The organism is Janthinobacterium sp. SUN211, from assembly GCF_030587315.1.
Lineage (GTDB): Bacteria > Pseudomonadota > Gammaproteobacteria > Burkholderiales > Burkholderiaceae_D > Janthinobacterium > Janthinobacterium kumbetense.
The window spans coordinates 118911-140583 of sequence record NZ_JAPWIC010000012.1 but is presented as its reverse complement, the minus strand read 5'-3'; the positions used below and the strand labels follow the sequence as shown (position 1 = coordinate 140583).

Below are 21673 nucleotides of genomic sequence, written 5' to 3'. Positions count from 1 at the left end.
TCTGCCCAGCAACGTCAACGCCGGTATGAAGACAAAAACGGGCTGCCGCCTGTACACCTACAACGGGAATGCGCTTTCGGGCGGCATCACCCCATCCTATTTTGCGATTGGAAAATAATCATGTCCGTCAGATATTCACCGAGCACCGGATTCTTTTACCCTACGTGCATCGAGTACCAGGACATCCCATCCGATGTGTTTGAGGTATCCGAGGCGGACCACCTGGCCGCCCATACCGTCCGCGCATCCGGCGGATCGTTCAAATTTGTCAAAGGGACGCTGCGCATCACGCCGCCGGCCCCCATTCCCTATGGCCAGGTATGCGCCGTCTACCTCAACACCGTTCGCGCGCGCCGTGACGGCATCCTCAACCGCCTGGCCGGTATCGGCTTTGCCGCCATGGCCAGCGGTGACGCGGAAACCGCGCAAGCCATCGCCACGGCGCGCACCTGCCTGCTCGACATCACCGTCTGCCCAGCGGTCGCCGCCGCGCAGGATATGGACGCCCTGCATGCGGCCGTCAGCGCCGAATTCCAGCGCATCGCCGACGCCTTGCCACAAGAGGCCCGGCGTTCCTTCGATGATGCAGGCAGCCCCCAGTAACACCCCCGACATTTACCACCTACCAGGAGAGCAACATGGCCACCGACTACCACCATGGCGTGCGCGTCATTGAAATCAACGAGGGTTCGCGCCCCATCCGCACCGTTTCCACGGCCGTGCTGGGCCTGATCGCCACGGCCGACGATGCCGACCCGGCGGCCTTCCCACTCGACACACCTGTGCTCGTTACCAACGTGCTGGCCGCCATGGGCAAGGCCGGCAAGACGGGCACCTTGTACCGCAGCCTGCAGGCCATCGCCGCGCAGACCAAACCCTTGACCATCGTTGTACGCGTGGCCGAAGGCGAAACGGAAGCGGAAACCACCAGCAACGCCGTGGGTGGCGTGTCGCCCGATGGCAAATACTTGGGCGCCCAGGCGCTGCTGGCCGCGCAAAGTAAACTCGGCGTAAAACCGCGCATCCTGGGCGCGCCGGGGCTGGACACCCAGGCCGTCACCAATGCCTTGGCCAGCGTGGCGCAGCGCCTGCGCGGCTTCGTGTATGCGTCGGCTTATGGCTGCGCCACCGTTACCGCGGCCACCGCCTATCGTGGCCAGTTCGGCCAGCGCGAGGTCATGATGATTTGGCCGGATTTTGTCCACTGGAATACCGCCACCGACGAGGAAGCGAGTATTTCCGCCGTGGCCTACGCCATGGGCCTGCGCGCCAAGATCGACGAGGAAACGGGCTGGCACAAGACACTGTCCAATGTCGTCGTCAACGGCCCGACCGGCATCAGCAAGGACGTATTTTTCGACCTGCAAGACCCGGCCACCGATGCCGGCGTGCTCAACGCCAACGAAGTGACCACCCTGATTAACATGGGCGGTTACCGCTTCTGGGGTTCGCGCACCTGCGAGGCGCCGGGCGGTTTCTTCTATTTCGAGAGCTACACGCGCACGGCCCAGGTGCTGGCCGACACCATCGCCGAGGCGCACTTCGCCTATGTCGATGTGCCCTTGCATCCCTCCCTGGTGCGCGACCTGCTGGAAAGCATCAACGCCAAGTTCCGCGACCTGAAATTGCAAGGCTACATCATCGACGGCCATGCCTGGTATGACGAGCAGTACAACGACAAGACGGCGCTGAAAGACGGCAAGCTGGCCATCGATTACGACTACACGCCCGTGCCGCCGCTGGAAAACCTGAAATTCCAGCAGCGCATCACCGACCGCTACCTGGCCGACTTCGCCTCGCGCATCGCGGCTTAACCATCCCCGTGCCCGCCGCGTGCGGGCGCACCTGACCACTGGAGAACGCTATGGGCATGCCCCACAAACTCAAGCAATTCAACGTATTTCAAAACGGCGTGCTGTTCATGGGCATGGTGCCCGAAGTCACCTTGCCGAAACTCAGCCGCAAGATGGAAGAGTACCGCGCCGGCGGCATGAGCGGCCCTGTGTCCGTGGACTTCGGCAACGAGGCGCTGTCGCTGGAATGGAGCGCTGGCGGCCTGATCGCCGAAGCGCTGAAACAGTACGGCGCGCACACGCACGGCGCCGTGCAACTGCGCTTTGCCGGCGCTTACCAGAACGACGATGACGGCAGCGTCGCCGCCGTCGAGGTAGTCGTGCGCGGCCGCTACAAGGAAATCGATATGGGCGCGGCCAAGATGGGCGACGACACCACGCACAAATACACCATGGCGTGCAGCTATTACAAGCTGATGATCGACGGCGCCACCGTCATCGAACTGGACTTCATGAGCGGCACCGAGAACTTCGGCGGCGGCGACACCAACGCGGCCATCCGCAAGGCCATCGGCCTGTAATCCCCTTTTTATTCACCACCACCCTACTAGGAAAACACCATGCACAACGATACCCAAAACAGCGCCGTCAAACACAGCATGAACAACGAAAACACAAACCAAGCCGTCATCGAGCTGGACGAGCCGATCAAGCGCGGCGATACCTTCATCACCTCGCTGACTGTGCGCAAGCCCAAAGCGGGCGCCCTGCGCGGCGTGTCCCTGATCGATCTGGCCAACCTGAGCGTCACCGCACTACAGGTGGTGCTGCCGCGTATCACCGAGCCAACCCTGACCGCGCACGACGTCGCCAACATGGACCCGGCCGACCTGCTGAGCGTAGGCGCGGAGGTGGGCGCTTTTTTGGTGAGCAAAGCAGATCGCCTTTCGGTATCCCCGGCGAAGTAGAAGACGCCATGGCCGACATTGCCGGCGTCTTCCACTGGACGCCGGCAGCGATGGACGGCTTTACGATTGATGAACTGATGGCCTGGCGCGAACGCGCCCGGCAACGAAGCGGAGCGGAATAGATGGCTGGTCGGGATCTGAAATTACAGGTGGTATTTGCGGCGCTGGACAAGATCACCGGCCCGCTCAAAAAAATCATGGGCGGTTCCAGCGATACGGCCAAGGCATTGAAGGCGACCAGCGACCGTTTGCGCGACCTGAATGCTCAGCAAAAGAACATCGGCAAATTCCGCGAGCTGCATGGCGGCCTGGACGCGACCCGCAGCAAGCTGGAAGCGGCCCAGCAGAAAGTGGCCAGCCTGGCTGCCAAGATGAAACAGGCGGAAGCGCCTACGCGCGCCATGACGCGCGAGTTTAACGCCGCCGTCAAAGCGGCCGGCGCCTTGAAGACGGCCGGCCAAGAGCAGGCCCAGCAACTGCAGGTCATGCGCGAACGCCTGGCGGGCGCCGGCATCGGCACCAAAGACCTGGCCAACCACGAGCGCACCTTGCGCCGCGAGATCGAGGCCACAAACAAAACCATGACGCTGCAGCAGCAGAAGCTGGCCAATGCAAACGCCAAGCAGCAGCGCGTCACCAACGCCACCCAGCACGCCGACAAGCTGCGCAACAAGGCGGGCAACCTGGCCATGGCCGGCGCAGGCGCGACCGCCACGGGCGCCGTCATCGGCGCGCCCGTCGTCAAGGGGCTGAACGAGGCCAAGCACTATCAAACGGAAGTGGGACGCGTCAACGCCTTGGGCCTGGGTGACAAGGTATCAGCTGAGGCCGTCGCCTTCGCACGCAACATGAAAACCTATGGCACCAGCCAGCTCGACAACCTGCAGCTCATGCGCGACGGCATGAGCGCCTTTGCCGATGTGCACCACGCGGAAATGGTCGCCCCTACCCTGGCCAAGATGAAGTTTGCCAACCACGCCTTTTTTGGCGAAGAAGAAGGTGCTGACAACGAACGCAAGTTCATGGACATGCTCAAGGTAATCGAGCTGCGCGGCGGCCTGGAGAGCAAGGAAAAGTTTGAAGCCCAGGCCAATATCGTGCAGCAGGTCATCACCGCCACGGGCGGACGCGTCGGCCCAAATGAATGGCTGAACATGATCAAGACGGGCGGCATCGCCGCCAAGGGTTTGAAAGATGACGCCTTTTACTACCAAATGGAACCGCTGGTGCAGGAAATGAGCGGCAACCGCGTCGGCACCTCCCTGATGAGCGCCTATCAGAACTTGTACCAGGGCCGCACGACGAAGCGTTCGGCCAGGAAACTGGACGAGTTTGGCCTGATTGGCGACAAAAGCAAGGTCACGCCAGATAAAGCCGGGCAAATTGCATTCCTCGATCCCGGTGCACTACTGGGTTCCGAGCTGTTCCGCGAAAATCAGTTTGAGTGGATGGAGAAGGTGCTGTTGCCGCAACTGGCCAAGAAGGGCATCACGGAAAAGAAACAGGTGCTCGATGCCATCGGCAGCATCTTTTCCAACCGCACGGCGTCGAACCTGTATTCGCAGATGTATTTGCAGCGCGTGCAGATCCACAAGAATGAAAAGCTCAACCGTGGCGCCGCCAATATCGGCCAGCTCGAAAAGCTGGGCCGCGACTCGGCCGCCGGCAAGGAGCTGGAAGCGCAATCAAAGCTGGCCAACTTGAAACTCACCATGGGCGAAAAAATCCTGCCGCTGTACGCGCAGGGGCTGGAACTGGCCATCAGCGCCGTGCAGCGCCTGAATGGCTTCATGGAGCGCAATCCGACCGTCGCCAAGGTCATGATTACCGCCTTTGCCGTGCTGGCGGGCCTGCTGCTGGTGCTCGGCCCGCTGATGCTGGGCATTGCCGCCCTGATCGGCCCGTATGCCATGCTGCACGTCATGTTCGCCAAGATGGGCGTGACGGGCGGCGTGCTCACGCCCATCTTGCGCGGCCTGGGCGGCACCTTCATGTGGGCGGGCCGCGCCGTGCTGTGGCTGGGCCGTGTCTTCATGCTCAACCCGATTGGTCTGGCCGTGACGGCCATCGCCGGCGCCGCCTTCCTGATCTACAAATATTGGGAGCCGATCAAGGGTTTCTTTACCGGCGTATGGTCGCACGTCAAGACAGCGTTTGCCGGCGGCATAGGCGGCGTCAGCAGCCTGATCGTCAACTGGTCACCGCTGGGCCTGTTCTATCGCGCCTTCGCGGGCGTGCTGGGCTGGTTCGGCATCGCGCTGCCAGCCAAGTTCACCGACTTCGGCGCCAGCATCCTGCAGCGCATCACCGCATCCTGGGCGCCTATCGCCTCGTTCTTCGCCGATATCTGGTCGCGCCTGCGCACCGTCTGCGCCGGCGGCATGGGCAGCATCACGGCCCTGATTATCAACTGGTCACCGGTCGGCGTGTTTTATCAGGCGTTCGCGGGCGTCATGAGCTGGTTCGGCATCAAGCTGCCGGCGCAGTTCACCGAGTTCGGCGCCAACATCCTGCGCGGCCTGGTCAACGGCATCACCGGTTCCATGGGCGCCGTCAAGGACGCCATCAGCAATGCCGGTTCCAGCACCATTGCCTGGTTCAAGGAAAAGCTGGGCATCCACAGCCCGAGCCGCGTGTTTGCCCAGCTCGGCGACTACACCATGCAGGGGCTGGCCGTGGGCCTGGACCGCAGCGAGGGTGCGCCGATTGCCAAGGTATCCGGACTGGCCCAGCGCCTGACGCAGTTGGGCGCCGGCATCGCCATCGGCACGGCCACCGCCCTGCCCGCCAGCGCCTTCGACACGCGCGCGCCGCTGGCACAAGGCGGGTTCGGCGCCGGCATGACGATCCAGGGCGACAAGATCGAAATCACCATCCAGGCGCAAGCCGGTTCCGATCCCCAGGCCATCGCCCGCGCCGTGTACGCGGCCATGGAACAGCGCGACCGCGAAAAGGCGGCGCGCATCCGCTCTTCCCTGCGCGACCACGATTAACAAGGAATAACCATCATGATGATGATTTTAGGAATGTTCGTATTCAGCCTGCCAACGCTGGCCTATCACGAGCTGCAGCGGCAAACAGAATGGAAGCACGCCAGCACGGCCCGCGTGGGCCTGCGCGATGCGCATCAATACGTTGGGCCAGGCGACGACACCATCACCCTGTCGGGCTGGGTGGCGCCGGAACTGACCGGCTCCCTGTATTCGTTCGATGCGCTGCGCATGATGGCCGACACGGGCAAGTCGTGGATTCTGATCCAGGGCACGGGCCGCATTCTCGGCTCCTACCGCATCACCAGCATGACCGAGGGCCGCACCATCCTCGACGGCAGCGGCGGCGCGCGCCGCGTCGATTTCTCGATTGCACTCAAGCGCGACGACGACGGCGTGCTGGCCATGGTCGGCCTGGGCGACATCGGCGACTTGAAAAACATGCTCAGCATCGATGGCATGACCAGCAGCATTGCCGGCGCGGCCAAGAATGCCGTCGGCAGCGTGGTGGGCAATGTGGTCGGCGGCATCACGTCGAAATACGGCGGCGTGGTCAGCGAGATGAAAGACAAGATCGGCGGCAGCATCAGCGGTGCCATCGGCAGCGCGGCGGACAAGTTCAAATGAGCGAGCATATCCCCGCCTTCAAGGTCAGCATCGAGGACAAGGATTTAACGGCCATCGTTTCACCGCGGCTGATTAATCTGACCTTGACCCTGTGCCGTGGCGACGAGAGCGACCAGCTCGACATTTCCCTGGATGACAGCGACGGCAAGCTGGCCCTGCCGCCGCGCGGCGCGCAGATCGCCCTGGCGCTGGGCTGGCAAGCTTCCGGCCTGGTGGATATGGGCAAGTTCACCGTCGACGAGGTGGAGCACAGCGGCGCGCCCGACACCATCACCCTGCGCGCCAGGTCGGCCAACCTGATCGATACCTTCAAACAGCAGCAGGAACACAGCTTTCACAAGACCACCCTGGGCGCCATCATCGAGGCCATTGCCTTTCGCAACGAGCTGGCGTCGGGCGTGTCGGCGCGCCTGCGCGATACCGCCATCGAGCACATCGACCAGACCCACGAAAGCGATGCGGCCTTCCTGCGCCGGCTGGGCCGGAAATACGACGCGGTGGCCACCGTCAAGAACGACACCCTGCTCTTCATTTCCATCAACCAGAGCCGCACCGCCAGCGGCAAGGCGCTGCCCGTCATCCCCATCACGCGCGCCCTGGGCGACGGCCACCGCTATCACAGCGCCGAAAGCGACGCCTACACGGGCGTGCGCGCCTTCTGGCACGACGAGCGCTATGCGCGCCGCCGCAGCGTGATGGCCGGCGTGCCTGGCAACAGCAAGCGCCTGCGCACCACCTTCGCCAACGAAACCGACGCGCGCGCGGCGGCTGTGGCGGAATGGCAGCGCATCCTGCGCGGCCTGGCCACCTTTGAAATGACCCTGGCCCTGGGCAACCCGGCCGTGTTCCCGCAATCGCCCGTGACCGTGACTGGCTTCAAGCCCGAGATCGACGCCACCGAGTGGCTTTCAGTCAAGGTCACGCACAGCCTGGGCGGCAGCGGCTTTACCACCCGCGTGGAGTTTGAGACGAAGACGGAAGCGGTCGAGGCGGAACGAGAGGAGGAGAAAGACCCGGATGAAGGCATCACGGGCGTGGTGGCCAAGTGGAAGGACGTTGCGGCGAAGAAGACAAAGGCGGGCCAGGAGCAGGCAGGCTCAAAAAGCAAGCTCAAAACCCTGGAGCACCTTTACAAGAGCAAGAGCGCTGCCAAACGAGCGGCAAAAACTGCATGGAACCACATCAAGGAAGTGCGCGACATCATCAGGGAAAACAGCGACGAGCCATGGATGCCAGAGCAAGACGATGCCAATTCTGACGATAAGGCGGAGTAAGGAAAAGTTCTAGAGGTGTGTGAGTGGGTATCAGCGGCGCCGGTAACTCTTGGCACCGCTGTCGCTCAAGCAGTATTCCCCGCCACGCGGCCCGGTGCAGTAGTTGCCGCTGCGGCAGGTACAGCCTGAAGCATCGGCCAACGGCGCCTTTCCTGACTTGCCCGTGGAAGAGCAGATTTTTTTCGAAGCGCTTATTGAACCATCATTGCAGACGAATGTCGCGCCATCGCAGTTCGAAATACCACCCTTGCTGCCAGAGCACGGCGTATTGCCTGCGACCGCCGAAACGCACACAAAGAAGCATGCAAAAAAAGATGATTTCTTGATTAAGAATCTCATATTTTTTTACCTAGCGTCCACGATTCGCATCCAGCCACATTGCCGGCATATCGCCCATTTGTCCGACACATTCCATGGCTCTGCCGCGTGAGCGTTCGACGTAGCCAATAGAATAAGCCTTCCCAGCGATATAGCATTTGCCATCCTTTGCCAAGCTGGCATCATGATCTGTGGGCGCTTCTGCCTTATAAAGTAGCCAACCACAAGCGGCCAGGCAAGCAATCAGCGCTGCGAATTGAAAGCGTGCAGTACGTTGTAAACGTGTAAAGCTAATCGATTTTTCAGCACATGCCAGGCAGGGCGCGGCTGTGCCGGAACTCTGGGGCGCCAGTTGAACAGGCTTGTCCCGCGCAACATCAAAAAATGGTTCGACAGGCGATTTACCGGCTTGCTTAATCCGTGCTTCTAATGTCGCTTTGACCTCTTGATATTTGCTTCGCGGCAGTTCCTTGAATTTTTGCAAGCCATAGTCAGTGATGAGCCCTCTATAAATCTTAATCTCTTCATCGCCAATTAGAACGGCAAGCTTGTCCACAAGTAATTTTATGTTGGAGCGCTGATACGAAGTAATCAGCTCTACTTCTTTTTCTTTATCGCCGACGTGAAGCGTTACGACGTTGCTGAGCCGTGGCGCTTCGTTTAAATCCCCCATCACGGCACTATTAATGTTTCGTTTAAACTCTACTCTGTCTACCATTTTTACCCGATCAAACTTTGCTTCATGCGGCGACTTGCGATGTTTCAGCTCTATTTTTTTGCTTTTCGGTAGTTAGGTTCGGCAATATGAAGACCATTGACTGCCCCTTTTACTGAAACCGGGACGGCTTCGATAAAGGGGGAATTCTCAACGGTTATCACTTTTAACTTTTCGCCTGGCCCAGTTAGTAGACACCTCTTGGCATCGAACAGTGCTTGCAGTCGAGTCTCCTCCCCTGCACTAGCGTACTTGAATCCCGTAAGCAAATCTTCAGCAGATATACAAGCAATCGTTGGTGCAATTGGCTCCACAATATCTTCCGCCTTAAACTTTGACGGGCCGGCATACACGCTTGACATGCTGAAGCCTAAAGTAACGGCCGTAAAGGTCAACAATATTTTTTTCATCATTTAATAGTCTTCTTATTGGCGACATTCACGGTCAAGGGTCCAGCAACGTCACCATTAACCTGGTGTCCGACCGCACCTTTGATGGTGATTTTTTGCTTACGCTGAATCTGCGGAGCTGGAGCTGGAGCTGGAGCTGGAGTTGGCGCAGCTCCTTCTGCCATCCCCTCAACCAGTCCGAGCAGACGCAACTTACCCCGAAGGTCTAGCTTTCGAAAACCAAGCAGCAACTCGCTTTCCTCTGCCGGTAGCTCGTCCGAAGATGGCGTGCCATGCAGCAAAAAGTGGGAGTCAACCCCGGCCCCGCAAATAGCTATCAGGTAGTCAGAATCGGGCTTCCTAGAGCCGCTCTCATAATTTAATTGCGTGTCTTTTGTTACGCCAGCCAAGGCCGCAAACTTCTCTTGGCTCAAGCCCAAACGCTTTCGTTCGGCGCGAAGACGATCTTTGAAATACGACATATGACCACTTTTTTATTTGACATGTGGACATTCGTCCACTATAGTTACGCCATCCTGTAGCGATTACACATCATAACATTATGAAAAACGTATCCAAAACCGGGCGCATTGCCAAGGGCGCCACTTCTCAGCCTTTGGGCGTCCGCTTGGCGCCTGATGAAGTGCTGGAGGTTGAGGCCATTGCCGCACAGCAAGAACGATCCCGTGCCTGGTTTTTGCGCTTCCTGATTTTGCGCGGCCTCGCCGACTACAAGCGCGAAATCGCCTCCCAAATCACCCTCTAAGGACAACGCCATGTACCCAGATGCAAAACGTATCCGAAACCACCGCGTCATGTTGCGCCTGGACGATTACGAACACCAGCTTGTTTCCTCGCTCGCCGATTACCAGGGCGAAGCGCTTGCGGTGCTGGTACGCCAGATCGTCATGCGCGAAGCCTTGGCAGTTATTGCAGGTGACGAAGCCAACATCGACAGCGTACAGCTTCGCAGTGCTTAATCCGAGACACTGAATAGTAACTTTTAAGCAACTGCAAAGCTACCCACATGCCAGATCATCAAATTAATCTCAATGACGACGAGCGCGCGCTGCTAGAAATCGTGCGCCAACGCCAGGGGCTGGCAAGTATCGATCAGGCGGCTGAATGGCTCGTCAAGTCGCGCTTACGCAAGCAGGCAAAAAACATGACAGGTCGCGGTCGCGCCCTGTACCAAGTGGAAAGAAAGCTGAAATGAGAGTCATCGGCCTGCCATGCCCGCATTGCGAATACACCGTCCGCGCCGTCAAAAGCCGCACGATGTCCGCCATGTTCAAGGAAATTACCTACATGTGCCAAAACCCCGACTGCGGGCACTCCTTCGTGGCAGGCCTGGAAGTGCTGCGCACCCTCTCTCTGTCCGCCATGCCCAAGCCGGATATCCGCATCCCGATGTCCCAGCATGCGCGCGCGGCGGCCACCAGCCAGCTGGCCCTGGACCTGACTGCGGGCTGCTGATGACTATCCCGATCCTCGCGCCGCCGTAACCCGGCCGCTGTAACTCCCCTCTTCGCTGTGCCCTGCTGCGCTCCCTTTCGAGCGTGCGGGATTCGTTCAACCTGAAATAAGGAAAACCGATGGAAAACACGCTGCACGCCCCCCGTCACGGCGACCAATCCCTGGCATCAAGCACGATCCGCCCGACCTCGCAAAATTGTATTGTCCCCGTGGCACCAACGTGTTTTCTGCTGCAAGCTGGCGCGGGTATCGGCATCGCGGCGCTGACCGCCCGCATCCATGAGATTGCCAAGACCTACCACGCCTATGGCGCGGCCAATCTGACTTTCATCGTCAGCGATGCGCGGGCACTGGAACGTGACGGCTTTTTCGCACCAGCCAAGCAGCGCGCCCTGGTCGGCAAACTGCCCATTGAGGTGAACTACATTTTCGCCAACGAAGCGGGTTCCCGCCACTGCTGCGGCGCATCGCACACGCTCCCGTACTGGGCAGAACATTTTCTCAAGCCAGGGGCACGCTGATGCTGCGCCTGGCCAAAACCTGCGGCATCTGGCTGCTGTCGCTCCTGATCATCATTGCCCCCGGTGTGCTGCGGGCCATTGGTTTTATCAAGGACTGAACCATGCCGGCGTCCCTTATCGACAACCACCTGTCCTTCCAGCCTGCCACCGAGATTCTGGCCGCACGCGACAAGGATATGCCGACGCCACCGGGCGCCGGGCATGCGCTGGCCGCCATTGCCGAAGCCAAGGCCCAGCTACGCAGCATCAGGCCGCGGAACCTGGCGCCCTTCATCGCCCAGGCGTGGGGCTTGTCGCCACGCGGCGCGCGCCGCTCCGTGCTGATCGCCGCCGGCATGGACGCTGACCGCTGGGAATCGCCCATCCACTCATTTACCGAGGAAGAGCGCATCGAGCTGCGCGCCGCTACCTCAGCCGCTATCCGTGTGTACGAAAGACTGTTGAATGCAATCTAAACAAATCCTGCTGCCTGCCCCGCAGCGTCACGAAGCCTTCTTGCGATCCGCCCAGTTCGCGCCCGAGCTGGCCCGCATTCCGTTTAAGTGGCGCAACCGCGTCATCACGGCCGCCATGGCCAAGATGGTCTGGTCGTCCTGGTACAAAGTCTATGAATCCATCGCCACCGGCTTTGTGCGCGAATTCGCCGAGCAGTACGTGCCGGCCGGCGTCGACTTGTCGCAGAGCGATGCCGACATCGTGGCCACTGCTGAGCGCGCCGCCTCGGGCGTCACCAGAATGCTGTGGATGGCCATATCTGAAACGCACGCCTTGCAGATCATGGAAGACGAATGCGCCTCGTATGGCATCGAGCTGCCCGAGTTCGACACGATGACCGACACCATCTCCCGACTGGTCGATGCCCGCTGGTGGCGCCGCCAACTGCGCAAGCGCGTCAAGCGCGCCTTTGAAGCGGGCAACATCCGCCTAGGCTACGTCAACTATCGCGGCGAACCCTACGCCAGCAATGACGCCGTGCTGTCGCGCCTGGCGCAGAACCGCCGCAACGCGGCAGCGCTGGCCGCCACCCTGGTGCAGAACGAGCACGGCCAGCAATTCAGCATCGCCGAGCTGGCCGAGAAAACGACCGCCAACAAGGCCATCCGGCGCGGCGAGCTGATGTTGCGCATCAACGGCTTCGAGCAGATCGCCCGCGAATGCGGCGACCAAGGCATCTTCATCACCTGGACGTGCCCATCGCGTTTCCACGCCATGCAGCACAGCGGCAAGCCAAACGAGAAGTTCGACGGCTCCACGCCGCGCGAGGCAAACGCCTACCTGGGCAAGATGACATCGCTGTGCCGCTCCGCGCTGGCGCGCCGGGGCATCGGTCTGTACGGCTTTCGCATCGCCGAGCCGCATCACGATGGCTGTCCGCATTGGCATCTGCTGCTGTTCGTACGCCCTACCGCGAAATACAAAACGGCCCACCTGCAGGACGTGGCCGGCCGCGCCATCCGCATCATGAAGCGCTACGCCTGGCGCGTGGACCGTGGCGAACCGGGCGCCTTCGCGCGCCGCCTGGACGTGAAACGCATCGACTGGGCCAAGGGCAGCGCCGCCGGCTACATCGCCAAGTACGTGGCCAAGAACATCGACGGCGTAGCCGAGCACAAGACGAAAGAAGGTTATGTCGTCACGGCCGACACCGAAGGCGATGTCGAGCTGACGCCATCGGCGCGCGTCGAGTCCTGGGCCGCGTGCTGGGGCATCCGTCAATTCCAGCAATGGGGCGGCGCGCCCGTCACCGTCTGGCGCGAACTGCGCCGCATCGAGGAAAGCATGCTCAACGAAGCGCCGGCCTCCATGCGCCGTGCCTGGGACGCCGTGCAAAAGATCGACGGCGAAAAGCGCGCCTGCTGGGCCGAATACCTGCGCGCCCAGGGCGGCGCCCTGGTGCCGCGCAAGGAACTGGTCGTCACCCTGGCCAAGGACGAAAAGACCGTCATCGGACGCTACGGCGAAACGCAACGCATCACGCCCTACGGCGTGCGCTGCAGCGACCTGATCGGCGTGGTCTTCAAGTCCGTGCGCCATACGTGGACGCCGGTACAGGCCACAGGCGGGCGCGGGGTGGCTGTTGGGGTTGCCGTTCCTCGGACTCGTGTAAATAACTGTACGCACCCCGTTGGCCCTGCCCCGGCCACGCCGCCGGCGGCGCCCATGCCTGACCTGCCTGACGAGGCAAAAACAGCCTTGATTGCAGCTTGGGCGGCCGTCAACGCCTGCCCGTGGCCCCGGCTGATCCTCCCCGACACCCCACCCAAAGAAGGAAATGGCACATGAGCACCTATGCCGTGATCGTTCGCACGCAAACCGAACGCTTTGAATTTTTTGAGGTTGCCGCATCCAGCGGCGACGTGATCGACGCCGCCATCGACCGCTACGGCGTGTGCGGCGTTACCGCCAAACTGAAAGGAGCACCGCAATGCTGAACACCCTGACCAATTCGCCGCGGCAAATCGCCCTGGGCGACCGCGTGACCTTCGATACCGACGAAGGTTACCAGGCCGGCACCGTCAACGACCTGCGCCGCGACGTGGGCAATGGCGAGCTGCATGCCTGGGTGGAGCTGGACCATCAGTGGCCCGGCATGTTCCGCGCGGTGCCGCTGGGCGCCATCGAGGCGGTCAAGAAGGCAACCGCGCCTGTCGGGTGCCCAGCGTGACAGCGGAACGTTCATTACCTGCCGTGGCGGCCTTGTTCGTGCGCGCCAATTCGATCTACAAAACCATGCCGGCGGTTGATGCCTGGGATGCGGAACGCGACGCCCGCGCCTGGCCGGGTGGCGTGCCCGTGGTGGCCCATCCGCCTTGCCGCTCCTGGGGCACGTTGCGCCACCTGGCCAAGCCGCGCCCGGACGAAAAGGAACTCGCGGTGTGGGCCGTCGCCCAGGTGCGCAAGTTCGGCGGGGTGCTAGAACACCCAAAGCGCTCGACCCTTTGGCCACACTGTGGCCTGCCAGCGGCCGGCGAGCGGGACAAATTTGGTGGCTGGACGCTGCCAATTTTCCAAAGCTCCTTTGGCCACCGCGCGGAAAAAGCCACCTTGCTGTACATCGTCGGCTGTTCGCCCGTGCAAATTCCGGACATGCCCATCGTCCTGGGCGACGCATCGCATGTGATCGCCATGTCCGGTCGCAATCGCGCCGGCGAGCGGCGCCGGAAAGGAGATCCGGGCTGGCGGCCGGAATGCGGCAAGGCAGAACGCGAGCACACGCCGGCCGAACTGGCGCATTGGCTGGTGGCCCTGGCTCGACGCTGCATGGTGCTGGCATGAACAGCCCATTCCTCTTCGACGGACCGGGCGTCATTTCGTTCAGCGGCGGCCGCACCAGCGGCATGATGCTGTGGATGACGATTCAGGCCTATGGCGGCACGCTGCCGGCTGACGTCGTGGTGTGCTTTGCCAACACCGGCAAGGAAGAGGAAGCGACGCTTGAATTCGTACGAGATTGCGGCGAGCGCTGGGGCGTCCCTATCACCTGGATCGAGAACCGCCCGCGTAACGCCGCGCGCGGCAAGGAATTTGCCATCGTGGACTTTGCTACGGCCAGCCGCCACGGCGAGCCGTTCACCGATCTGCACGAAGAAAAGAAGTTCCTGCCAAACCCTGTGGCGCGCTTCTGCACAGCCGAACTGAAGGTACGCCCGATGCAACGCTACCTGAAGTCGATAGGCCTGGTCGAGTGGACCACGTTTATCGGCATGCGCGCCGACGAGCCATTGCGCGTGGCGCGGCTGGCGAATCAGGACTACGGCAAGCACGAAGTGAAAGAAGCGCCCCTGGCGGTGGCCGGCCTGACCGTGGCCGACGTCAGCGCGTTTTGGGCGGCACAAGATTTTGACTTGGGCTTGCCGAATATGAGCGGCAAGACGATGCACGGCAACTGCGATTTGTGTTTCCTGAAGGGCGGCAACCAGGTGCTATCCCTGATCCGCGAAAAGCCCAGCCGTGCCCTGTGGTGGATTCAGCAGGAAAAGAACGCCCAAACGGCCGGATCGGGTGCTGGCGGATGGTTCCGCAAGGACAGGCCTAGCTATCAGGCGATGTATGACATGGCGATGAATCACGGGGAGCTGTTCCCCTTTGCCTTTGATGATGCTTTAACCGATTGCGGATGCACGGATTAGAAGGGGCATAGCAACAATGAACGAATACAAAGAGTTTTGCCGGCTGCGCGACTACCGCAAGCCTGGTGCTGAAATTTGCCAACACACCGAAGCCGAAGCGTTTGCCTTGGCTACAGCCCACATGCTCGGTAGGGAGCCAGCGCACCAGACGCTGTACGCATTACCGACTACAGCAAGGCCGGCTGCCAACCCGAATGACGATAAAACAACAACTTGGAGTAAAAATTGAGCACTACCAACACTGACCGCATTATCTATCGCCAAGACCTGTACAAGCTGATCGGCGTTACCTCGGAAACGCTGCGGCGCTGGCTGAAAGAAGGCAAGATTCCGGCCGCCGACATCGCCATCAGCCGCCGCACGGTCGGATGGCGCCTTTCCACACTGCACGCAGCAGGTATCAAACTTCTTTAAATCAAGCTAACTCTAACTCGGCCTGACACGAACTGTCAGGTGAGTTAGAGTCTGGGAAGCCGACACCGGGCGACTGCCATATTCCGACGTTCCACCGCAACATGGAATACTGAATCAATCTGCTATTTTTACCACCCAAAAAATTGAAAGATTCAATTGAAAAAACTATATCTGGATTTCAACGTCATCAGCTACCTGAGATCAGGGCTACATCCGGCATTGACGACGGCTTTCAATGACGCTGCCAAGGCCCAGTTAGTAGTCTTTAGCCCAGCCCACCTTGAGGACATCGCAGCTTCAGCAATGAGGGACGGTACAGCACCATCTATTACTAAGGCCGAAATCGAGTTTCTGTCCAAAATCGCCGGCAGAAACGCGCTACGCCCCGTAACCCGCGACCAAGTCGATCTGTACGACGAATCACCGCAGGACTGCTATGCACGCGTAGTCGACCAATACGATAACAATGAGTGGGCCGAACGAATGGAGGCTGCCGTCATAGCCGACGCACATGACAAGCCCACTGGGAGTCCAAAGCAGATGAACAATATCCCTCCAGTGGACATCTTGGGCAATATTGTTTACCGTGAACTAATTGCGCGCGCGCTTTACGCTGCAGAACTTATAAGCAAGGACGAACAGGTTGAAGCACTGTTCTGGCGATTCGATGACTTGAAAAATCGATTCAGCGTGCTCGAAGCCTCTGTTAGCCTAGCCGCAAACATGTTGGAAAAAATGGGCTATTACAGAGAGGCGCGGAGCAAGTCGCGAGCCCGTCTTCACGACGTTTCGCACATTATCTACGCAGCTTACTGCGATACTTTTGTCACAGCGGACGAAAAGCTGGCAAAGAAAGCCCAAGCTATCTACAGCCTGCTCGGCATAAGCACGCAGGTTCTTTTGGACAAGAAATTCGTAGCTCAAGTATCGCCCCCCCTTCGGGCGACGAAGGTTCCAGCAATTGAGGGCTGCAGTCAAGTTCTGCATGGCCTGAGCCTTGTAACCAGCCCTGTCCTAGCTTGCGAGCTGCGAGCCTGTAGTGACTCTTAACGAGGTATTCAGCGACGCACCATGAATGCAATGATATGGATGCGCTTGCTGCCATTACGCAGCTAGACGGCCTGGCCAGGCCCCTCCCTCACAGCTTACCAAGTCTTGGCTGTGCGCGTAAGCGCGGTGAGAAGAGCTTGCCAAGCACGAGTGACCAATGGAAATCTCTTAAAAGCAGACGCCTAGGGATAAAGTTGATAGTCTACTTAGAGCAGCCAATCCGCAAATGCTTGGAGCATCGCCCTGCGCTGCTTCAGGTACTCCGCCGAATTATAGACGCCACGTACCCCGCCGTCCTTGTGCGCTAGCTGCATCTCTATATGGTCGGTATTGAATTCATGCTCGTTCGCCCAGGTGGACCCAACCTTGCGCCAACCGTGCCCCGTCATGCGACCTTTGTACCCGATCCGGTGGATGAGGTACAGAATCGAATTTTCACTCATGGGCCGGTTGCCGGTTCGATCATTCGGAAACACGTAGGCGCTTCCGCGCGAGCGCAGTTTCATTTCTTTCAGCAGCGCCTGGGCTTGCGTCGACAGCGGCACAAGATGCTCGCGGTTCTTCTTCATCCGCTTGCCAGGTATGCGCCAGATATCGCCCTCGACTTCTGCCCACGTCATGCGGCGCAGCTCGTCCGTGCGTGTCCATGTGAGTGCCAGTAGCTTGCAGGCCAGCACGGACTGAATTTCATCCTCCAGCGCAAGGCGCTCCAGGAATGGATGTACCTCGGATATGGCCAGCGCCGCGAAACCCTCACGCGGCTTTCTGGAAAACGCGACCTTCGCATTGATCGATGATGCCGGATTCTCGTCGCAGTGTCCGTGCTGAACTCCCCAATCAAGCACCTGGCCGGCCCACATGCGCACGCGTCGAACATACACGGACAGGCCGGCGGCATCCATAGGCCTCAAAGCATCCATCAGGCCGTCCCGCGTGATATCGCGCAGCAGCATGCCCCCAAGTTTCGGCGACAAATGCATTGCCAGGCCCCTGAGTGCATTGGCTTTGTAACCCTCGCTGATGTCGGTGCGGCCGGCCCAGTATTCAGCGATCGCAACATCGAACGTGATCGATGGTTTCACCTTGGGCTTTGGCTTGAGGTCTTCCCCATCGAGCAGCTTCAAACGGAGCGCATCGCGTCGGTCGCGTGCTTCTTTCAAGCCAATGAGTGGGTACGGCCCGATCACCGCAGTTTGCTGCTTACCGTCAGCATTGCGATACGCTACGCGCCAGACCTTGCCTCCGCTAGGCAAAACAGCCAGGAATAGACCGTGGCCATCAAACAGCTTGCGCAGCTTCCCATTGTTTGGGAGCGCCTTACGGCAATCGTTGTCGGTAAGGGTATTGATCGCCATGGCGAGGTTCCTGTAGGTACGGTAGATGGGAAAACCGCATCATACCTACAAATGAACCTACGTGAAAATTTGGGACTAGGAGTTTTAAGGTAGCCAAATCTGCGATTCAGAATGGCAAAAACTCTCTTAACCCATTGATTTTCAAGGATTTTACGCACTGTACCATGCGGTACTTTAATGCAACCTTGAATATGATTGGCGGAAGCGGTGAGATTCGAACTCACGAACAGTTTAACCCGTCGCCAGTTTTCAAGACTGGTGCCTTCAACCACTCGGCCACGCTTCCAGATGGCAGCATTATACATAAAGCTCAGTGGCTTACCAATGGCGAGTAGTCGGTGGCACGCATTTAAGCCCCAAAGCGGCCTCTGGGGTCAGTGAGCTGCGCCGGTATGCCAACGGAAAGCCTACACGCCCCAGTTTTCCCGCAGCGCCTTCTCGAACTCTCCCGCCGGCAACGGGCGCGAGAACAGGTAGCCCTGCACTTCGTCGCAGCCAGAACTCTTCAGGAAGGCAAGCTGTTCCGTCGTTTCCACGCCTTCCGCGATCACCTTGTGGTGCAGCTGCTGGGCGATGCTGATGATGGTGCTGGCGATGGCGCAGTCGCTGGCGTCGGTGGGGATGCCGGTGGTAAAAGACCGGTCGATCTTCAGAGTGTCGATGGGGAAGCGTTTTAAATAGGACAAGCTTGAATAGCCGGTGCCGAAGTCGTCCAGCGACAGGGCCACGCCCAGGGCCGTGATGCGGTCCATGATGCCGATCACGCGCTCGATGTTGTGCATCAGGGTGCTTTCCGTGATTTCCAGCTCCAGCCAGGCCGCTTCCAGGCCGTAGCGGGCCAGGGTCGCCGCCACCCTGGCGGGCAAGGCTGCCGTGAATTCGCGGGCGGAGACGTTCACGGCCAGGCGGATCGGCGGCAGGCCGGCCAGTTTCCATGCCTGCGCCTGGGCGCAGGCCGCTTCCAGCACCCATTCGCCCACTTGCACGACCAGACCCGTCGATTCGGCCAGGGGGATGAATTCGGCGGGCGGGATCATGCCGTGTTGCGGGTGGTGCCAGCGCACCAGGGCTTCGGCGCCGATGATGCGACCGCTGCCCAGCGCGTATTTCGGCTGGTAGTGCAGCAACAGTTGCTGCTCGGACAAGGCCTGGCGCAAGCCTGTTTCCAGGCGCATGCGCGCCTGCATGCCCAGGTTCATGTCCTGGCTGTAGAAAGCCACGCTTTCCCCTTCGCCGCCGCTGTCCTGCTTGGCGCGGTACATGGCGATATCGGCCAGGCGCAGCAGGGTTTCCGCGTCCTGCCCGTCCTGCGGATACACGCTGATGCCGATGCTGGCGCCCACGCGCAGGTCGTGGCCTTCGATCAGGAACGGTTCCACCAGGGAAGCGAGCAGCTTTTGCGCCACCATGCTGGCCTCGAAATGCTGGCCGATGTCGAACAGGCCGACGGCGAACTCGTCGCCGCCCAGGCGCGCCACCAGGTCCTGGTCGCGCAAGGCATGGCGGAAACGCAGCGAGACTTGCCGCAGCAGTTCGTCGCCGATGCGCCGGCCCAGGGTGTCGTTGATCAGTTTAAAACGGTTCAGGTCGATGAACAGCACGCAGCCGAGCATCTTGCTGCGCTGCGCCACGGAGAGGGCCTGGTCGACCAGCTTGGCCAGCAAGGTGCGGTTAGGCAGGCTGGTCAGCGGGTCGTAATACGCCAGGTGGTGCAAGCGCTCTTCGGCCAGCTTGCGCTCCGTGATATCCGTCAGGTAGGCGATGAGTCCGATGGGCTTGTCGTCCAGGTCTTGCAGCGGCGACAAGGACAGGCTGGCCCAGAAGATCTCGCCTGACTTCTTTCGGCGGCGCACCTCCATCAGGCGTCCTCCCTGCTCCAGGAAGGCGTCGTGGAAACCCGTGTCTTCATCGTCGTACAGGAACAGGATGTTGCGGCCCACGGCTTCCACCGAGGTGTAGCCGAACAGGCGCTCGGCGCCCTTGTTCCAGCTGGTGATGTAGCCCGTCAAGTCCATCGTCAGCACGGATTCGTGCAACTGGTCAAGGATTTGCGTCTGCTGCGCCAGCAAGGCTTCGACTTGCGCGTAGGCGTGCGTGGAACGTTGCGCCAGCGAATGCACTTGCAAGACGCCCGCCGTCAAGGATGCCAGGCTGGCCAGGTGGCGGCGGTCGGCGTCGCTGTACAGGCTGCGTCCGGCCACGCTGTAATGGCCGAAACAGTGGCCATCAAAACTGATTTCCTGCAGCAAGGCCGGCGTATCGCGGGGAAACGGCGCGGGCGGCGCAGCGGCGTCCAGGCTGGCCGCGGGCAGGAACTGGCCGTGCGGGCTGGCCATCACGGCGCTGGCGATGCGGCCCAGCTCAGCGACCAGCGCGGGGCCGCGCAAACGCACGACGGCGTCGCACAGGGCGGCGCTGTCACCGAGGAAATCCGACACCGGAAACAGGGTCATGCTAGAGGTTCCGGCTGACCTGGATGGCCCATTGGTAGGCCTGCAGCAGGCTGCGCCAATAGGTTTCTCCATCGATGCCGGCGCGGCGCAAGCCCTCGGGCGGCGGCGCGGCGCTTTCGACGAGCGCCAGCAAGGTGCCCAGCTCGCCATTGCGTTCGAGCAAAGCGACGCTCACTTCCGGCGCCAGGTTCAGGGTGGCGATGATCTCTTCCATCGGCATGCCCAGCAGCACGTCGAGCAGCGAGAACACGCCCGCCATGAAGGCCAGGTCTTGCGCGTCGCGGTCGCCGCCGCGCAGCTGGCACAGCGCTTCCATCTGCGCCGCGCGCACGGCAGCCAGCGGCAACAGCGCGTGGATCTTGCCATCGTCCTGTTGCCGCGCATACAGCAGCAGTTGCAGCCAGCGCTGCAGCTGGCGCCGGCCCAGCAACGTGATGGCCTGGCTGAAGCTGGTAATCGGCGCCGTGAAACCGAAAGCGGCTGAATTGACCAGTTTCAACAAATGATAGCTGAGCGATGGATCTTGCTTGAGCGGCACTTCCAGCTCGTGCGCGTCGGCATCGCGGGCCAGCAAGCCCAGCAGCGCCAGCAGGCGGCGCCGCGACGTGGCGTCTTCCGGCTCGCTTTGCTGGCGCGCATGGTGCAGGGCGTAATCGCCGGCAAACCAGCTGACGCCGAGTTCTTGCAAGGCGGCAAACTGCCCCGCGTCGGCGATGTTGTAGGCCAGGTGCGGTCCCGCCAAGGGCAGCAACTGGTGCAGGGCCGGACGGGCGCCGGACGCGTCAAAGCTCAGCGCGCGCGCCTCGACTTGCGCCGCCGTCACGGGACCGGCTTCGGCGCCATCGAGAATCAGGCGATAGCCGGCGTCGCGCCATTGCTGGCATTTTTTCTGGATGTGCTTGTCGCCGGCAAGATGGGCCGGCAAACGGAAGATGGTGCGTTGCGGCGCCAGTTGCGCCAGCACGGCCTCGTCCACGTCATGCGGGTCGGCCAAGGGAATGATGCAATCGAGCGGCGCCAGGAAGGCATACGCATCGGCGGCGGCCAGCGCTGCCAGCAGCGGCGCCGTCGAGGCCTGCGGTACATGCAAGGTGACAGCGACCCACTCGTTATGAGCATTGGCAACTGCTTGTAATCCCACCAACGGAAACAGGTTTGATTCAGACGCTGACATCGGTATCTCAGTGTGGGTAGGGCGCC

At 60.7% G+C, this 21673-nt stretch carries 28 protein-coding genes and 1 tRNA gene; 22 read left to right on the top strand and 7 right to left on the bottom strand.

Annotated elements, in window-relative coordinates; genetic code table 11:
• Positions 1-120: 120 nt before the first annotated feature.
• From O3301_RS28320 to O3301_RS28285, 8 genes are read left to right on the top strand one after another with little or no spacing between them, the layout of a single operon-like run.
• Entirely contained in the window at positions 121-603 is a 483-nt protein-coding gene (locus O3301_RS28320; protein ID WP_305058122.1) for a hypothetical protein, read from the top strand.
• Positions 604-638: 35 nt separating this feature from the next.
• On the top strand, positions 639-1814 hold the full coding sequence (locus tag O3301_RS28315) for a phage tail sheath protein (protein WP_305058121.1): 1176 nt from the start codon (positions 639-641) through the stop codon (positions 1812-1814).
• 50 nt (positions 1815-1864) lie between these two features.
• Complete coding sequence (locus O3301_RS28310; protein WP_278318237.1) at positions 1865-2374, top strand: phage major tail tube protein; 510 nt, start codon at positions 1865-1867, stop codon at positions 2372-2374.
• 39 nt (positions 2375-2413) lie between these two features.
• Entirely contained in the window at positions 2414-2761 is a 348-nt protein-coding gene (locus tag O3301_RS28305; RefSeq protein ID WP_369812251.1) for a phage tail assembly protein, read from the top strand.
• Positions 2762-2769: 8 nt separating this feature from the next.
• Positions 2770-2883 (top strand): GpE family phage tail protein, encoded by a 114-nt coding sequence (locus O3301_RS28300; protein WP_071650284.1) that lies wholly within the window; start codon positions 2770-2772, stop codon positions 2881-2883.
• The gene (locus tag O3301_RS28295; RefSeq protein WP_305058120.1) at positions 2884-5754 is read left to right on the top strand and encodes a phage tail tape measure protein; all 2871 of its coding nucleotides are present in this window, start codon (positions 2884-2886) and stop codon (positions 5752-5754) included.
• A gap of 15 nt (positions 5755-5769) precedes the next feature.
• Complete coding sequence (locus tag O3301_RS28290) at positions 5770-6378, top strand: phage tail protein (RefSeq protein WP_305058119.1); 609 nt, start codon at positions 5770-5772, stop codon at positions 6376-6378.
• Complete coding sequence (locus tag O3301_RS28285) at positions 6375-7652, top strand: phage late control D family protein (RefSeq protein WP_305058118.1); 1278 nt, start codon at positions 6375-6377, stop codon at positions 7650-7652. Before O3301_RS28290 ends, O3301_RS28285 begins: the two co-directional genes overlap by 4 nt.
• Positions 7653-8001: 349 nt before the next feature.
• Here O3301_RS28285 and O3301_RS28280 read toward each other — a convergent pair whose 3' ends face one another.
• The 3 genes from O3301_RS28280 to O3301_RS28270 are packed head-to-tail and all read right to left on the bottom strand — an operon-like array spanning position 8002 to position 9556.
• A complete protein-coding gene (locus O3301_RS28280) occupies positions 8002-8688 on the bottom strand; it encodes a hypothetical protein (RefSeq protein WP_305058117.1) in 687 nt (228 codons plus the stop codon).
• 50 nt (positions 8689-8738) lie between these two features.
• Positions 8739-9098: a hypothetical protein gene (locus O3301_RS28275; protein ID WP_305058116.1), complete on the bottom strand. Its 360-nt coding sequence runs from the start codon at positions 9096-9098 to the stop codon at positions 8739-8741.
• Positions 9095-9556 carry a helix-turn-helix domain-containing protein gene (locus O3301_RS28270; protein WP_305058115.1) on the bottom strand — a complete coding sequence of 154 codons (462 nt, stop codon included), beginning with the start codon at positions 9554-9556 and terminating at the stop codon, positions 9095-9097. The genes O3301_RS28275 and O3301_RS28270 overlap by 4 nt, the downstream gene beginning before the upstream one ends.
• A gap of 80 nt (positions 9557-9636) precedes the next feature.
• On the opposite strand from O3301_RS28270, the gene O3301_RS28265 reads away from it, so the two are divergent.
• The 14 genes from O3301_RS28265 to O3301_RS28200 all read left to right on the top strand — a co-directional run bounded on the left by O3301_RS28265 (position 9637) and on the right by O3301_RS28200 (position 16665).
• Complete coding sequence (locus O3301_RS28265) at positions 9637-9840, top strand: hypothetical protein (RefSeq protein ID WP_305058114.1); 204 nt, start codon at positions 9637-9639, stop codon at positions 9838-9840.
• Positions 9841-9850: 10 nt separating this feature from the next.
• Positions 9851-10054 carry a hypothetical protein gene (locus O3301_RS28260; protein ID WP_070292043.1) on the top strand — a complete coding sequence of 68 codons (204 nt, stop codon included), beginning with the start codon at positions 9851-9853 and terminating at the stop codon, positions 10052-10054.
• A gap of 47 nt (positions 10055-10101) precedes the next feature.
• Entirely contained in the window at positions 10102-10290 is a 189-nt protein-coding gene (locus tag O3301_RS28255) for a hypothetical protein (protein ID WP_070292047.1), read from the top strand.
• Positions 10287-10550 (top strand): ogr/Delta-like zinc finger family protein, encoded by a 264-nt coding sequence (locus O3301_RS28250; RefSeq protein WP_046682346.1) that lies wholly within the window; start codon positions 10287-10289, stop codon positions 10548-10550. Before O3301_RS28255 ends, O3301_RS28250 begins: the two co-directional genes overlap by 4 nt.
• A 119-nt stretch (positions 10551-10669) precedes the next feature.
• A complete protein-coding gene (locus tag O3301_RS28245) occupies positions 10670-11071 on the top strand; it encodes a hypothetical protein (RefSeq protein ID WP_305058113.1) in 402 nt (133 codons plus the stop codon).
• 101 nt (positions 11072-11172) lie between these two features.
• The gene (locus tag O3301_RS28240; RefSeq protein ID WP_305058112.1) at positions 11173-11526 is read left to right on the top strand and encodes a hypothetical protein; all 354 of its coding nucleotides are present in this window, start codon (positions 11173-11175) and stop codon (positions 11524-11526) included.
• A complete protein-coding gene (locus O3301_RS28235) occupies positions 11516-13354 on the top strand; it encodes a replication endonuclease (RefSeq protein WP_305058111.1) in 1839 nt (612 codons plus the stop codon). The genes O3301_RS28240 and O3301_RS28235 overlap by 11 nt, the downstream gene beginning before the upstream one ends.
• A complete protein-coding gene (locus tag O3301_RS28230; protein ID WP_175539401.1) occupies positions 13351-13503 on the top strand; it encodes a hypothetical protein in 153 nt (50 codons plus the stop codon). The genes O3301_RS28235 and O3301_RS28230 overlap by 4 nt, the downstream gene beginning before the upstream one ends.
• Entirely contained in the window at positions 13497-13736 is a 240-nt protein-coding gene (locus O3301_RS28225) for a hypothetical protein (protein WP_305058110.1), read from the top strand. The genes O3301_RS28230 and O3301_RS28225 overlap by 7 nt, the downstream gene beginning before the upstream one ends.
• Entirely contained in the window at positions 13733-14347 is a 615-nt protein-coding gene (locus O3301_RS28220; RefSeq protein WP_305058109.1) for a hypothetical protein, read from the top strand. Before O3301_RS28225 ends, O3301_RS28220 begins: the two co-directional genes overlap by 4 nt.
• A complete protein-coding gene (locus tag O3301_RS28215) occupies positions 14344-15201 on the top strand; it encodes a phosphoadenosine phosphosulfate reductase family protein (protein ID WP_305058108.1) in 858 nt (285 codons plus the stop codon). The genes O3301_RS28220 and O3301_RS28215 overlap by 4 nt, the downstream gene beginning before the upstream one ends.
• Before the next feature lie 16 nt (positions 15202-15217).
• A complete protein-coding gene (locus O3301_RS28210; RefSeq protein ID WP_305058107.1) occupies positions 15218-15430 on the top strand; it encodes a hypothetical protein in 213 nt (70 codons plus the stop codon).
• Positions 15427-15615, top strand: coding sequence for an AlpA family transcriptional regulator (locus tag O3301_RS28205; RefSeq protein WP_305058106.1), 189 nt, complete (start codon positions 15427-15429; stop codon positions 15613-15615). The genes O3301_RS28210 and O3301_RS28205 overlap by 4 nt, the downstream gene beginning before the upstream one ends.
• A gap of 156 nt (positions 15616-15771) precedes the next feature.
• Positions 15772-16665: a hypothetical protein gene (locus O3301_RS28200; protein ID WP_305058105.1), complete on the top strand. Its 894-nt coding sequence runs from the start codon at positions 15772-15774 to the stop codon at positions 16663-16665.
• Positions 16666-16871: 206 nt separating this feature from the next.
• On the opposite strand, the gene O3301_RS28195 is transcribed toward O3301_RS28200, so the two are convergent.
• From O3301_RS28195 to O3301_RS28180, 4 genes are all read right to left on the bottom strand, one after another.
• The gene (locus O3301_RS28195) at positions 16872-18020 is read right to left on the bottom strand and encodes an integrase arm-type DNA-binding domain-containing protein (RefSeq protein ID WP_305058104.1); all 1149 of its coding nucleotides are present in this window, start codon (positions 18018-18020) and stop codon (positions 16872-16874) included.
• A 196-nt stretch (positions 18021-18216) separates the two neighbouring features.
• Positions 18217-18306 (bottom strand) — tRNA-Ser (locus O3301_RS28190).
• Between the two features lie 121 nt (positions 18307-18427).
• Positions 18428-20473, bottom strand: a complete 2046-nt coding sequence (locus O3301_RS28185) for a bifunctional diguanylate cyclase/phosphodiesterase (protein WP_305058103.1) — start codon at positions 20471-20473, stop codon at positions 18428-18430.
• A 1-nt stretch (position 20474) separates the two neighbouring features.
• Positions 20475-21563, bottom strand: a complete 1089-nt coding sequence (locus tag O3301_RS28180) for an EAL and HDOD domain-containing protein (RefSeq protein ID WP_369811614.1) — start codon at positions 21561-21563, stop codon at positions 20475-20477.
• Positions 21564-21673: the final 110 nt, after the last annotated feature.